12 protein-coding genes are annotated in these 13,522 nt (G+C 66.5%); 8 read left to right on the top strand and 4 right to left on the bottom strand.

What is annotated here, in order from left to right; genetic code table 11:
- Positions 1–9: 9 nt before the first annotated feature.
- Genes Q0627_RS13720 through Q0627_RS13705 form a run of 4 tightly spaced genes read right to left on the bottom strand, consistent with a single transcriptional unit; the run spans position 10 to position 3,126 of the window.
- Positions 10–852 (bottom strand): hypothetical protein, encoded by an 843-nt coding sequence (locus tag Q0627_RS13720; protein WP_298810711.1) that lies wholly within the window; start codon positions 850–852, stop codon positions 10–12.
- Positions 852–1,649, bottom strand: a complete 798-nt coding sequence (gene hypB, locus Q0627_RS13715) for a hydrogenase nickel incorporation protein HypB (RefSeq protein ID WP_298810708.1) — start codon at positions 1,647–1,649, stop codon at positions 852–854. Before hypB ends, Q0627_RS13720 begins: the two co-directional genes overlap by 1 nt.
- Positions 1,627–2,040 (bottom strand): hydrogenase maturation nickel metallochaperone HypA, encoded by a 414-nt coding sequence (locus Q0627_RS13710; protein ID WP_291011352.1) that lies wholly within the window; start codon positions 2,038–2,040, stop codon positions 1,627–1,629. Before Q0627_RS13710 ends, hypB begins: the two co-directional genes overlap by 23 nt.
- Before the next feature lie 6 nt (positions 2,041–2,046).
- Complete coding sequence (locus Q0627_RS13705; RefSeq protein ID WP_298810705.1) at positions 2,047–3,126, bottom strand: AraC family transcriptional regulator; 1,080 nt, start codon at positions 3,124–3,126, stop codon at positions 2,047–2,049.
- A gap of 177 nt (positions 3,127–3,303) precedes the next feature.
- Here Q0627_RS13705 and Q0627_RS13700 point away from each other — a divergent pair, with 177 nt between their 5' ends.
- From Q0627_RS13700 to hypF, 8 genes are all read left to right on the top strand, one after another.
- Complete coding sequence (locus Q0627_RS13700) at positions 3,304–3,933, top strand: DUF1641 domain-containing protein (protein ID WP_291011348.1); 630 nt, start codon at positions 3,304–3,306, stop codon at positions 3,931–3,933.
- Positions 3,934–3,966: 33 nt separating this feature from the next.
- On the top strand, positions 3,967–4,938 hold the full coding sequence (locus Q0627_RS13695; protein WP_291011346.1) for a hydrogenase: 972 nt from the start codon (positions 3,967–3,969) through the stop codon (positions 4,936–4,938).
- Between the two features lie 79 nt (positions 4,939–5,017).
- Positions 5,018–6,646 carry a nickel-dependent hydrogenase large subunit gene (locus Q0627_RS13690; protein ID WP_298810702.1) on the top strand — a complete coding sequence of 543 codons (1,629 nt, stop codon included), beginning with the start codon at positions 5,018–5,020 and terminating at the stop codon, positions 6,644–6,646.
- A 10-nt stretch (positions 6,647–6,656) separates the two neighbouring features.
- Positions 6,657–7,556: a hydrogenase maturation protease gene (locus Q0627_RS13685; protein WP_291011341.1), complete on the top strand. Its 900-nt coding sequence runs from the start codon at positions 6,657–6,659 to the stop codon at positions 7,554–7,556.
- Positions 7,553–9,031: a hypothetical protein gene (locus tag Q0627_RS13680; protein WP_298810698.1), complete on the top strand. Its 1,479-nt coding sequence runs from the start codon at positions 7,553–7,555 to the stop codon at positions 9,029–9,031. The genes Q0627_RS13685 and Q0627_RS13680 overlap by 4 nt, the downstream gene beginning before the upstream one ends.
- A complete protein-coding gene (locus tag Q0627_RS13675) occupies positions 9,028–9,948 on the top strand; it encodes a NifU family protein (protein WP_298810695.1) in 921 nt (306 codons plus the stop codon). The genes Q0627_RS13680 and Q0627_RS13675 overlap by 4 nt, the downstream gene beginning before the upstream one ends.
- A 1-nt stretch (position 9,949) precedes the next feature.
- Complete coding sequence (locus tag Q0627_RS13670; protein ID WP_298810692.1) at positions 9,950–11,146, top strand: NHL repeat-containing protein; 1,197 nt, start codon at positions 9,950–9,952, stop codon at positions 11,144–11,146.
- On the top strand, positions 11,143–13,506 hold the full coding sequence (gene hypF / locus Q0627_RS13665) for a carbamoyltransferase HypF (protein WP_298810689.1): 2,364 nt from the start codon (positions 11,143–11,145) through the stop codon (positions 13,504–13,506). The genes Q0627_RS13670 and hypF overlap by 4 nt, the downstream gene beginning before the upstream one ends.
- Positions 13,507–13,522: the final 16 nt, after the last annotated feature.

The following is a 13,522-nucleotide window of genomic DNA, read 5'->3' as shown; positions in this document are numbered from 1 at the left end:
CAGGCACGGTCAGCCGGTCGGCGTCCGCAGATCGGCCAGCGCCGGATCGTAGCGGGCGCGTACCCGGACAGAACGCGAGATCCCCGCGACGAGGGCCGCGGCATCGGCCCGGCGACCGGAGGGGATCACCACCGCTGCGCTGTCGGGCCCGTCGCGGTGCGCCATCACCCAGTCGAAGATCAGCCAGTCGAGGGCGCCCCCAGCGACCTCGGGTGCCGCTGCCGGATCGGTGGCCGCGTCGGTGACCCGCTCCAGCGCCGCGCGATGCTCGTCGATGCAGGACTGTTTGTCGACGCCAGAACTGTCGTTCAGCAACATCGCGAGCGCGGCGGGAAGACGACGGCCGTCTTCGGTCACGATCAGCCAGCGGGCTCCTCGCCAGGGATGGCCGTCGACCCAGTGCAGCCCCGCGTGTCCGCTGACCACGCCGGGTGATGGCGTGTCCAGCGAGCCATCGAACGGGGCGGGCCCGCACAGCCCGATGACCTCCCGCAGCCGGATACCCATCAGCGCCGCCGTACCCAGGATCTCGCCGGCGCGGATATCCGGCCGCATGTCCGCGGCGTGCAGCGCGTCGACGTACTCGACGGTTGTGTGGTCGATGACCGCGTAGGCCTGCGCGAGTACGTCGTATTCGTCGCCGGTCGGCCGACGGCCACCACCCAGGATCTGCCCGAACCTTTCGGCGATGTCGATCAGCACGTCGTCGAACGCCTCCAGATGGGTGGGCAGCCAACGGTCCGGCTCGGCACCCGGTAGTGCGATCAGCTCGGCCAACGGTGTCCGGACCCCGTCGGGGGAACACCACCAGAAGCCGATCCGGTCGTCGCGGTGGTCGATCCGCGGCAGCATCAGCGGCGCTCCGGGGCCGTCACCCAGTCAAGCCAATCCGGCAGTCCCACTCCGGTTTTCGTACTGACACGAATCGTCCGGGCGGTGGGGTTCACGGTGGCCAGGTTCGCCTCGAACAGGTCGATATCGAAGTCGAGATACGGCAGCAGGTCGATCTTGTTGACGACCACCAGATCCACGGCGCGGAACATCACCGGATACTTGAGCGGTTTCTCCTCCCCCTCGGTCACCGCGTACACCATCGCCGACGAGTGCGCACCCACATCGAATTCGGCCGGGCACACCAGGTTTCCGACGTTCTCCACCAGCAGCAGGTCCAGGTCGGCGAGCCGCAGACCGGTCAATGCCCGCGCCACCATCGGTGCGTCGAGATGGCATTCCCCGCCGAATCCGTTGCCAGTGTTCAGCAGCGAGATCTGCGCCCCGAGTCCGGCCAGGCGGTCGGCGTCGATACTGGTCTCGATGTCTCCCTCGATGACACCGGTGCGTACACCACGATCACGCAGCTCGCCCAGACTGCGCTGTAGCAGAGCGGTTTTGCCCGCACCTGGTGCAGACATCAGGTTGACGCAGGTGACGTTCTGCGCGTCGAAGGCTGCGCGGTTGGCCGCTGCCGCGCGATCGTTCTCATCGAAGATCCGCTCCAGGACGTCGATCCGGTCGGCGCCGGTCTCATAGCCGGTATGGTCGCCGAGATCGGTGGCCACCGCGGAGTCGTGTTCATGTTCATGTTCATGTTCGTGTGGATGCTCGTGCTGGTGGACGGTGCCGTCGTCATGTCGATGGAATCGGCCCATAACTGTTCTCCTCGGGATCGTTTTCCTCGGCGGGGGCTGAGAGGGGAGCGGTCGGTGTTGCGAAATGTACTGTGGTGACCAGGAATTCCTCACCTTCGCGCACCTGCACCGTAGGTGATCGGCAGCTGTCACACAGCAGAATGAGCGATTTCTCGATGACGGTGTCCGCCCCACAGTCCGTGCAATGCAACCGGACCCGCACATGGTCGATGTCCAGGACCGCGCCCGCCATCGGGGTGTTTTCGGTGACCAAATCCCAACAGTACAAGAGGGTTTCGGGAACGACCTGCCGCAACTGTCCCACCCGCAGTTGCACCCGTGACACCGTGCGATCGCCACGCGCACGATCGACGACGCCCATCACGGCGTGGCACAGAGACAATTCGTGCACCTGCGGTCACCTCTTGAGAGTTGTCGACGGCGATTCACCGAATCGTTTCCGGTAAAGGATCGAGAAATTGCCCAAGTGCGAAAAACCCCACCGTTCAGCCGATTCCGTCACCGTCAGACCGTCACCGGGTACCGCGCGCTGGAGATCGGCGCGCACCTTGAGCAGCCGCTGTTCACGAATGTAGGCGACCGGGGTGGTGCCCAGATCCTGCTGGAATCCGCTCTGAATCGTCCGGACGCTCATTCCGGCGTAGTCGCTGAGAGCCTCCAACGTGATCCGTTCGGCGAGATGTTCGGCGATGTAGTCGACGGAGCGCCGGACGGCCGGTCGGCCGGACGCTGCGGGACGGTGCAGTCCGCTCGAATAGTTGTGCTTCTGGATGTAGAGCAGGGTGGAGATGAGAAGTTCGCCGAGGGCTTCGGTACCGGTGCCCCGCCGCAGCAGCGATCCGGGTGAGAGCACCTCGCTGGAGAGGATCTGGATGGCACCGTGCCACCGGACCGCGGCATCGACAGTGAGATCACCGATCGGTTCGAACACGATGGGGGCCGCCAGCGCCCGTCCCAGCATGCGCGAGAGCTGCTGCTCCATGGCGGCCCGTTCGACGCGGATGATCAGCTGCGGGGAGTCCAGCTCCAGATGCAACTGGTAGCGCATCCCCGGCGATACCACCAGTGCGAAAAACGGCGTGATGGCGTGCCGGACCTCGCCGATACTCACGGCAGCCTGTCCCACCGTCGTCATGTGCACGGTAAACGCTTCGGCCGACTGCGCCACGTCCAATGTGCACGGCGCGGCGAGGTCGAGATGGGCCATCGCCACATCGTGTGTCTGGATGCCGTGCAGTGTCGCATGAAAGCCGTCCGCGTGCCCCGTGTCGACGCTGATCGTCGTCCTGCCGAGCAGCATCGAGATGAATTTCGTTGCCTCACCGGGCATATCGGACTGCGCGACCAGGTGACCCTGCAATGCGTTGGGCACCCTGCGAGAACGGATCCGGCGCCGGACGGGCGCCCGGGTACGCGCGGCATCGAGGAAGCTCAATCGTGACAGGTGGCTGGTGACATCAGCCGCTTCGGTCGACATGCCACCTCCGGTCTGTCCCAGGTCCCGCAACCCACTATCAACCCGTTAGCGCACACGGTGCAAGAAAAATGCGCAATTTGGATAGTGGATGCGGGATCTCGATAGCACAGCCGACGACGGCTCTCTACGGTCGAACGTGCCATCTACTATGGTGCAGCCCACCCAAGGAGGTCCATCGTGCCTGTCGTCACAACTGCCGTCGACAGTCCGTTCGGGTTCGGGATTCACGTACCCCTGACTCCCGAGGAACAACTCGCCGAACGGTTGAAGGATCCGGCAGTCGTCGGCTCACTTCTCACACTGCTCGATCACGCCGACCTGCTCGCCGTCCTCGTCACCGGCCTTGACCAGCTTATTTCCCGAAGCGAGGTGATCGGCGACTCGGTACTCAGTGGCATCGCCGAACTCCGGGGCATCGCCGAACTCCGGGGCATCGCCGAACTACGGGGCGCGACCGACGGCACGGCCGGCGACCAGCGCCTCGACCCCGCGGCGCTCGCGCAGTCGGTGGTGGCCCTGTGCGCGGTGCTCCCGAAGATCACACCGGCGATGGTCGCCGTGGCAGACTCCGGCATCGTCGAGCGGCTGTCGAATCAGCCCGGCTTCACCGCCGGCGCGCTCGACGACCTCGATGCCGTCGTCGGTGGCGCGGCGCAGGGTGTGGAACGGTTCCACCGGCGTCCGGTGCGTGTTCGCGGCTTCGTCTCGGCGATGAAGGCGTTGCGCGACAAAGATGTTCAACTCACGCTGAGCTATGCCGTCACCATTGCCAAGGCAGTCGGCGAGCGACTGACCGAATCGAAGTAACAAGCATTACCGACAGGAAGGGACGGCCATCACATGTCATCCGTGCTGTGGTTCCAGGCCGGAGCCTGCTCAGGAAACACCATGAGCTTTCTCAACGCCGAGGAACCGAACGTCGTCGACCTCATCGTCGACTTCGGTCTCGAATTGTTGTGGCATCCGTCGCTGGGTATGGAACTCGGCGACAACGCCACCAGGATATTCACCGACTGCGCCACCGGCGCACGGCCGTTGGACATCTTCGTACTCGAAGGCACCGTGATCCGCGGGCCGGACGGCTCCGGTTCGATGGATATGTTCGCCGGCCGCCCGATGCTCGAATGGGTCACCGAGTTGTCCGCGGCCGCGTCGATCGTCGTCGCGATCGGCGACTGTGCGTGCTGGGGTGGAATCCCTGCTGCCGCACCGAATCCCAGCGATTCGACCGGACTGCAGTTCCACAAGCGCGAACGCGGCGGATTCCTGGGCCCCCACTGGCGCAGCAAGTCCGGGCTTCCCGTCATCAACATTCCCGGATGCCCGGCGCACCCCGATTGGATCACCCAGATCCTCGTCGCACTGGCCACCGGCCGGGCCGGCGACATCGCCCTCGACGACCTGCACCGGCCGCAGACGTTCTTCAAGACATTCACGCAAACCGGGTGTACCCGGGTGCAGTTCTTCGAGTACAAGCAGTCGACCCTGACCTTCGGCGAGGGCACCCGCACCGGCTGCCTGTTCTACGAGTTCGGTTGCCGCGGTCCGATGACGCACTCCCCGTGCAACCGGATCCTGTGGAACCGCCAATCGTCCAAGACACGTGCGGGAATGCCGTGTCTGGGCTGTACCGAACCCGAGTTCCCCTTCTTCGATCTGGCCAAGGACACCGTCTTCAAGACGCAGAAGGTGTCCGGAGCCATCCCCAAGGAGGTCCCGGAGGGGGCCGATCACATCACCTACATGGCGCACGCCGCCGCCGCGCGGATCGCCGCCCCGCAATGGTCGAAGGAGGACATGTTCGTCGTCTGAACGAGCACCATCTGAGCGGTCAATAACGTTCAGCTCTAAATCTTTCCGACCTACAGCCCAAGGTTAAGGAAGCATAGTAATGACTACGGTGGATGATCCCATCAGTTCTGTAGACCTCTTCGTCTCGCCTCTCGGCCGAGTCGAAGGAGATCTCGACGTCCGCGTCACCATCGACGACGGCGTCGTGACCTCCGCCCACACCGAGGCCGCGATGTTCCGCGGATTCGAGATCATCCTGCGCGGCAAAGACCCGCAGGCAGGTCTCATCGTCACTCCCCGCATCTGCGGAATCTGTGGCGGCTCGCACCTGTACAAAGCCTGTTACGCACTCGACACCGCGTGGTCGACACACGTTCCGCAGAATGCGACCCTGGTACGCAATATCGCGCAGGCATGCGAGACGCTGCAATCGATTCCGCGCTACTTCTACGCCCTTTTCGCCATCGACCTGGTGAACAAGAATTACGCGTCGTCATCGATGTACGACGAGGCCGTACGGCGATTCGCACCCTATGTGGGTACCTCGTACCAGAAGGGTGTCGTGTTGTCCGGCAAGCCCGTCGAGGTCTATGCGATCTTCGGCGGCCAGTGGCCGCACAGTTCGTTCATGGTTCCCGGTGGCGTGATGAGTGCCCCCAACCTCGCCGACGTCACCCGCGGCACCGCGATTCTCAACCACTGGAAGGACAACTGGCTCGAGGCCGAATGGCTCGGATGCCCGATCGAGCGCTGGCTGGAGATCAAGACCTGGGAGGACATGCTCGCCTGGGTGTACGAGAACGAGTCCCAGCACGATTCCGACTGCGGCTTCTTCATCCGGTACGCACTCGACATCGGATTGGACAAGTACGGTGGCGGCGTCGGCCGATACATCAGCACCGGAACATATTTCGAGCCGACGATGTACGAGAACCCCACCATCGACGCCCGCAACGACGCGCTGATCGGGCGGTCCGGCGTCTACGCGGACGGTTCGTGGAGCACCTTCGACCACCTGCGCGTGACCGAGGACGTCGCGCATTCCTTCTTCCGGGGTGATCGGCCTCTGCATCCGTGGGACGGGGAGACGATTCCGGTGGATCCAATCGCCACCCGCAAGGACGGCAAGTACTCGTGGGCCAAGTCGCCCCGCTACGACATCCCGACCCTGGGCCGGACGCCGCTGGAAGCCGGACCACTGGCCCGCCGGGTCGCCGCCGGCGCCCCGGACCCATTGGGGCATCAGGATTCCGATCCGCTGTTCGTGGACATGCTCGACAAACTGGGACCGAGTGTGTTCGTCCGGCAGATGGCCCGCATGCACGAGGCGCCGAAGTACTACACGTGGGTGATGGACTGGATGTCCCGCCTGGACCTGAGCGGGTCGTTCTACACCAAACCGGTAGAACCCGAGTCCGGCAGGGGATTCGGCTCGACCGAGGCCGCGCGCGGTGCGCTCTCGGATTGGATCGTGCTCGACAAGGGCAAGATCGAGAATTATCAGGTGGTCACTCCCACCGCGTGGAACATCGGCCCACGCGACGGCGACGGCGTCCTCGGACCGATCGAGCAGGCGTTGGTCGGCACGCCCATCACAGATATGCAGGACCCGGTCGAACTCGGCCATGTCGCACGATCATTCGACTCGTGTCTGGTGTGCACCGTGCATGCCTACGACGGGAAGTCGGGTCGCGAATTGTCGCGGTTCGTGGTCAACGGGATGGTCTGAGGTCGCTGATATGCGTACTCGCGAATCCGACAGTCCTTCTGCTCCTTACCAATTGCTCGATGACGGGTTCTCGCCACCGGCCTGCGAAGTGCTGGTGATCGGGTGCGGGAACATCCTGCGCGGTGACGACGCCGTCGGCCCCATCCTGGTGCGGACGCTCTACTCGCAGGGCGTGCCGGATTCGGTGCGGCTCATCGACGGCGGCACCGCCGGCATGGACGTCGCATTCGCCATGCGCGGGGCCGCACGGGTCGTGCTCGTCGACGCCGCGGCGACCGGTGCCGAGCCGGGCACCCTGTACCGCGTGCCGGCCGACGCGCTGGTCGACCTGCCGCCGGCCGAAGGCGTACACAGCCATAACTTCCGCTGGGATCATGCTCTCTCGCTGGCGGATTGGCTGCTCGGACCCCAACGCCCCACCGACGTCACCGTGTTTCTCATCGAGGTGGGTGGTTGCACCCCGGGTGAGCCGTTGACACCCGTCGTCGAGGCCACGATGCACCGCTTGGCCGGGCTGATCGGGGAGGAGTTCTGGAATGCGCCGACGATGCCGGCGGATACGCCCACCGTCACCCTGACCGCCGACGGATACCTTCATCTTGACCACGATGTGGCGAGGCGATGGTTTCCTGCCGACGTGCTGGTTGCCCGGCTGGTGGCCGGGGGACCTCCCGACGAACGGTCCGATGTTCTGGAGCTGATACCGCTGCACGGCATCACTCATGGCGGACTGGTTCTGCGGCAACGAAATCCGTCCGGTGATAGGACCGTTCTGATCCACGAGGTACTCGGCTTCGCCGACCGGGCGGGCACCTACGCCCTGTCCTGGGATGACGCCGCCGGGCTCGCCCGCATCGTGCTTGATCCGGGTGCCGATCGGCACCCGCGCATCGGGGAAGTGGCGCGATGACGACCACCGAACAGCGCGCCGCTCCGTCGGAGATCGCGGGTCCGGTGGTCACCAGCCCGCAACCGCTGGGAATCTTCGGTTTCCCGGCGGGGCTCCTGCTGATTCCGGCACGAACCGGCGATGAGGACGCGGTCCGCGCCGCACTCGTCTCCGGCCGCCTACCCGGCAACTGGCCGGCCGGCCTGGACGAGGTGCGTCGCGCCTACGCCGACCCCGTAGGTGAGGGCTTGGCGTCGGAAGTCGTTGCCCGGCAGCATGACACCAGGAATCCGATCGATCGCTACAACCGCTGGGCACTGTCGCCGGACCTGGAGAACGCCGCCACTGTGCGGGCCGGGCTCCCCGAGCCGTGGCGGCCGCTGGTCGACGCTGTCTGCTATATCGTCGGTCTCGTCCATATTCCTCCGGCCGATCATCCGGGGTGTCCGCCCGAGTTGCGTGCCCTGTTGCTGACCGCCGCCGCGTCGGCGCAGCTCGAAAGCGATCCCGCATGCGCCTACCGGCTGTTGCACCAGGCGTCCGCCCTGGTCACCTTCGACAGTCCGGTCCTTGCTGCCGTCGTCCTGGGCAATGCGGCCGGTGTTCTGCTCGATACCGGTGGTGATACCGAAACCGCCTGCGCCGAGCTTGAATCCGCGCTCGTAGAATTGGCCGACACCGATCTGCCCGCGGTGCGGGCAGAATTGCACGGCCGCCTCGGCGGCGTCATGCACGAACAGCTCTCCATGGCCGGTGCGCCGCTCACCGAGGCGATGAACCACTATCTCGACGGTCTTTCGCTGGTCTCCCAGGACAGTGCGCCCTATGTCTGGGCGTCGCTGCAATTGGATTTGGCGACAGCCTATCTGGCCAGCCCTATGGTCGAGGCCACCAGCCAGTTGCGGATAGGTATCGCGACCCAGTCACTGCGTGCCGCGCGCCGGGTGTTCACACCCCAGGACCACCCCGGACCGTGGTCGATGGCGACGCTCAACCTGGCCAATTCGTTGGTGTACGCGCCATCCACACATCGAAAGGAGAACCTCCTGGAAGCAGTGGATCTCTACGAGGAGATCCTGCGGTCCGGCGTGCGTAACAGCAACCCGGCCGCGCGAGCCCGGGTCCTGGCCAACCAGGGCAACGCACTGGCCCACCTCGGGTATCTCGACGCCGCCCACGCACGACTCATCGAGGCGCGCAGCATCTTTGAGGAAGACTTCGACGGGGAGGCCATCCGCGCGGTCCGCGAGGTATTGGATGCGATCGCCCGGAGCAGGGTGGCCGATCCCGATCAGGCCGGGTTCGACGCCGAGATGGCGCGGGCGTCCGCGCAGTACGCCCGGATGCCGGGTGCCGACACCGCCGGGCGCACCTCTGGAATGGGAGTGCACGCGGCCCCGACAGAGTCCCCCGCACGGGTACCGGCGGCTCCGCCCCGGGACGCACAGCGCAGGGCTAAGGTGACAGTGCTGCCTCGCGACGGGAGTCCGGCATGACCGACCAGCTCGAACGCGAGAGCACCGATCTGGAGGTCCTTGCCGGGCAACTGGACCGCGCCATCGCCCGCGCCGACGATCTCGACCCCGCCGCCCGAACCGTTTTCGACGACGCCGTCGGTGCGCTCGAGGGCCTGCACAAACAGGGACTCACGACAATCATCACGACCCTGCGCGCCGACCCTCGCGGCAAGGAACTGCTGTTCGGCCTCGTCGACGACCCGACGGTGCGGATGCTGTTTGCCATGCACGGGCTGATCCGGCCGTCGCCGCAAGTGCTGGCACGTCAGATCGTGGATCGGCTGCGGCCCGGGCTGCAGGGGCACGGCGGCGACGTCGAACTGTCCCACATCGACGGGTCGGTCGTCTATGTCCGGCTGACCGGCGCCTGCAACGGCTGCTCGATGGCGGCGGTCACCATGCGGGACACCGTTGAATCAGCGCTCACCGCAGGGATTCCCGGTATCACCTCCGTGCAGGTACTGCCCAATGAGCCCGCACCGACGTTCATTCCGCTGAGCTCGCTGAGCAGTCCTGCATCCGCCGGTGCGGCCACCGGGTCCGACGAGTCCGGTGATCTCGCGGCCGCCGGCTGGTCGCGGACGTTGCGTGTTGCCGACGTGCCGGTGGGTGAGCTGCGTGCGGTGTCGGTCCGCACGCCTGACACCCAGACACACGAGCTGGTGCTGGTGAATGCGGCCGGGAGCCTGGCCGCATACGTCAATGCCTGTGCCCACCAAGGGTTACCCCTCGATGATGCCGTGGTCGACGCGGACGAGGGCACGATCATCTGTCCCTGGCACGGGTTCTGTTACGACGCCACCAGCGGCGAATGCACCTCGCTGCCGGGTGCCCAGCTCAGCTCGGTGCCGCTGAAGATCGTCGGCGGCCACGCCTGGGTCAGGCCGGGTGGCTGACATGCGTGTCACCGTCATCTCCCCGAACAGCGCCCCGCTCGTGGAACCGCCACAGCTCGACCGTTGTTCGGGACTGTCCTATCCGGGGTGGGTGCCGCGTTGCGTCGTCGGTGCTCCGGCTCCCGGTGGGCTGCTGCTGCCGCCGGCGCAACCGACCGAGTCGTGGTTGTACGCGCCGCGTGGGGTCGTACTGGGCGATGATCGGCTGGTGGTGGCCGACAGCGGAAACCACCGGGTGATGATCTGGAACGCAGTCCCGTGCGGCGATGGTGAACCGGCTGATGTGATTCTGGGACAACCTGATCCGCATACCGAAGGCCCGGCTGCCGGTGGTCGTGGTCCGGCGAACGGTATGCACCTGCCCACCGGGGTCGTGCTCGACGGGGACCGGCTCATCGTGGCCGACGCCTGGCACCATCGGTTACTGGTCTGGGATCGGATGCCGACGCGGACCGCAACCCCACCCGATTACGTGATCGGCCAACCGGATTCGACGTCCGTCGAGCCGAACAGCGGACATGATCCCACCGCATCGACGTTCTACTGGCCGTTCGGCATCGCCCTGATCGACGGGCACTTCTACGTCGCCGACACCGGCAATCGTCGGGTGCTCATCTGGCATGACGGGGTACCCGAACCCGGTCAGGCCGCCGACGTCGTCCTCGGACAGCCCGATGCGGGTGCGCGCGAAGAGAACCGGGGCGGCGATGTGGCCGCCGATTCGTTTCGCTGGCCGCATGCGTTCGCCGCGACCGGTGCCGGTGGTGTGCTGATCGCCGATGCCGGCAATCATCGGATCCTGCGGTGGGACACCCACCCGATCGCGGACCGCCCCGCCGATGCCGTTCTCGGGCAGCCGGATTTCACGACCGGAACCGAATTTCCATATGTGCCGCAGGTCGGCCGCCTGCGCTTTCCGTACGCCATCGCCTCGTCGGCAACGGGCACTGGAACCGAACTGGCGATCGCCGATACCGCCAACAATCGTGTACTGCTCCAGCATGATTGCGCACACGCGGACAAGTTGTCGCCGTATCTCGCACTGGCACAACCGAATCTGGTCGGCAACGGTGAGAATCGGTGGGATCAGGTTGCCGCGGATACGCTCTGCTGGCCGTACGGTCTCGACTGGCGCGGTGACCTGCTCGCCGTCGCCGATTCCGGCAACAACCGGGTCGTGCTGTGGGAACGATCATGAGCACGCCCACCGACCGGCGCCCCGCCATCCGGCAGGCGCTGCTCATCCACGGCATCGTGCAGGGGGTCGGGTTCCGGCCGCATGTCGCCCGCCTGGCCGCCGATCTGGGTCTGGCCGGCGACTGCCGCAACGACAGCACCGCGGTGATCATCGAGATCGAAGGTGAACCCGAACGCGTCGAGGCGTTCATCCGGCGGATCGTCGACGACGCTCCCCCGCTCGCCCGGATCACGTCGGTCACCGCCACCGCCACCGAACCGCGAGGCGACACCGGGTTCGCCATCACCGCAAGCACTCCCGGTACTGGTCCGCGGACCATGGTGCCGCCGGACGCCGCCACCTGCGCCGCATGCCTGCGCGAGCTGTTCGATCCCGCCAACCGCAGGTATCGTCACCCGTTCATCTCCTGCACCGATTGCGGTCCGCGTCTGACCATCACGCTCGATCTCCCGTACGACCGGCACACCACCACGATGGCCGGCTTTCCGATGTGTCCGGAGTGCGCTGCTGAATACGCCGATCCGGCCGGCCGACGCTTTCACGCCCAGCCCATAGCCTGTCACCGGTGCGGTCCCACACTGACCGTCGTCATGCCCGACGGGCGGACTATCGCCTCTGGAACCGAAGAGAGCATCGCCCGGATCCGTGCCCTGATCGAGGCCGGTGAGGTGGTCGCGGTCAAAGGGCTGGGCGGCTATCACCTGGTCTGTGACGCCGGTTCCGATGCTGCGGTGGGCGAGTTGCGCCGGCGCAAGCAGCGCCCCGATCAGCCGTTCGCCGTCATGGTCTGCGATCTCGCGGCCGCGGCGGAACTGGTCGAACTGCCCGAGCCGGCCGCCTCGGTTCTGAGTGGTCCAGAGCATCCGATCCTGTTGTTGCCCAAGGTATCCGGTTCGACTGTCAGCGAACTCGTGGCCCCCGGGCTCGACGAGCTCGGAATTGTATTGCCCTACACCCCCGTTCACCACCTGTTGACCGGATCCGGACGCCCGCTGGTGGTCACCTCGGGTAACGTGTCCGGCGCCCCGATCTGCGTCGACGACACCGATGCCCGGAACCGGTTGGGAGCCATCGCGGCGGCGTTCCTGTGCCATGACCGCGTGATCGCGGTGCCGTGCGAGGATTCGGTGCTGGCCTGGACCCCGCAGGGCCCGGTTCCGATCCGCCGCTCACGTGGGTACGCGCCACTACCGATCGCGGTGCCCGGTATGACGGCCGACCCGGCACCGGCCGTGCTGGCCGCCGGAGCCGAGATCAAGAACACCGCCGCACTCGCCCGCGACGGTCAGGTGTTTCTCTCCGGGCATATCGGCGACCTCGGCAGCTGGGAAAGTCACCTCGCACATAAGACCGCAACCGACCAGATGCTGCGCTTTCACCGCCGATCGCCGGAGTTGGTCGTCGCCGACCGGCACCCGCGGTATGCCTCCCGGGCCTGGGCGGGGCGGCTGGCCGACGGCCTCGGCGTGCCGCTGCTGGAGGTGCAGCACCACCACGCCCACCTGGCATCGCTCGCAGCCGAGTCCGGCGCACTCGAGGAGCCGATTCTCGGACTCGTCCTCGACGGCACCGGATACGGCTGCGACGCCGGTATCTGGGGGTGCGAGGCGCTGCTGCTGGGCGACGGTGGCACGAGCGCCACCCGACTCGGTCATCTCGGCGACGTGCCGCTGCCCGGCGGTGACGCCGGTGTCCGCAACCCGGTGCGGGTCGCGGCGGCGCTGCTCCTGGCCCATGGCGTCGATCTCGCCGGCACCCCTGTCGCGGAGGAACTCTCCGATGCCGAACGCAGGTTGCTCACCGCCGCCGCCCCGGCTCGGGTCGGCTGGGCCCGGACATCGAGTGCCGGAAGGCTTTTCGATGCGGTCGCCGCTCTGGTGGGGATCCGTCACCGGATCACCTACGAGGCGCAGGCCGCCGTCGAACTCGAGGTCGCGGCCCGGCACAGCGATACTGTTGTGCCCCTGCGGTTTCCACTGCGAGGCTCGCCAGGACCGGTCGTGCTCGACCCCGGACCTCTCGTCGCCGACCTCGCCGACGCGGTACGTGCGGGGGTGCCGGCGGAGGTGCTGGCCCGGTCGTTCCACGATGCGCTTGCCGCCGGCCTCGCCGAGCTCGTTGCCGTCCTGGCTCAACGCCATCACCCGTCCGCCGTCGGCCTCACCGGCGGCGTGTTCGGAAACCGGTTGCTGACCGCTCTGCTGCGCCAACGCCTCGGCGCCGCCCACCGGGTGCTCACCCACCACCAAGTACCTCCCAACGACGGCGGGATCGCGTTGGGCCAAGCGGTGATCGGCGCCGCCACTCTTGCCCGCAGAAGCGGCGCATCATCCAACAGCGGTCACCGCCAGCCCCGGTGACATCGCAACCAGAAAG

It is taken from the genome of uncultured Gordonia sp. (assembly GCF_937858515.1).
Classification (GTDB): Bacteria; Actinomycetota; Actinomycetes; order Mycobacteriales; family Mycobacteriaceae; genus Gordonia.
Note: the sequence above shows the minus strand (reverse complement) of the source record. Positions and strands in the feature narration are given on the sequence as shown.

Excerpts from the sequence above, each read along its gene's own strand:
- hypF (WP_298810689.1), top strand. The coding sequence starts at position 11,143 with ATGAGCACGCCCACCGACCGGCGCCCCGCCATCCGGCAGGCGCTGCTC.
- Q0627_RS13705 (WP_298810705.1), bottom strand. The coding sequence starts at position 3,126 with ATGTCGACCGAAGCGGCTGATGTCACCAGCCACCTGTCACGATTGAGC.
- Q0627_RS13690 (WP_298810702.1), top strand. The coding sequence starts at position 5,018 with ATGACTACGGTGGATGATCCCATCAGTTCTGTAGACCTCTTCGTCTCG.
- Q0627_RS13695 (WP_291011346.1), top strand. The coding sequence starts at position 3,967 with ATGTCATCCGTGCTGTGGTTCCAGGCCGGAGCCTGCTCAGGAAACACC.
- Q0627_RS13685 (WP_291011341.1), top strand. The coding sequence starts at position 6,657 with ATGCGTACTCGCGAATCCGACAGTCCTTCTGCTCCTTACCAATTGCTC.
- Q0627_RS13670 (WP_298810692.1), top strand. The coding sequence starts at position 9,950 with ATGCGTGTCACCGTCATCTCCCCGAACAGCGCCCCGCTCGTGGAACCG.
- Q0627_RS13675 (WP_298810695.1), top strand. The coding sequence starts at position 9,028 with ATGACCGACCAGCTCGAACGCGAGAGCACCGATCTGGAGGTCCTTGCC.
- hypB (WP_298810708.1), bottom strand. The coding sequence starts at position 1,649 with ATGGGCCGATTCCATCGACATGACGACGGCACCGTCCACCAGCACGAG.
- Q0627_RS13680 (WP_298810698.1), top strand. The coding sequence starts at position 7,553 with ATGACGACCACCGAACAGCGCGCCGCTCCGTCGGAGATCGCGGGTCCG.
- Q0627_RS13720 (WP_298810711.1), bottom strand. The coding sequence starts at position 852 with ATGCTGCCGCGGATCGACCACCGCGACGACCGGATCGGCTTCTGGTGG.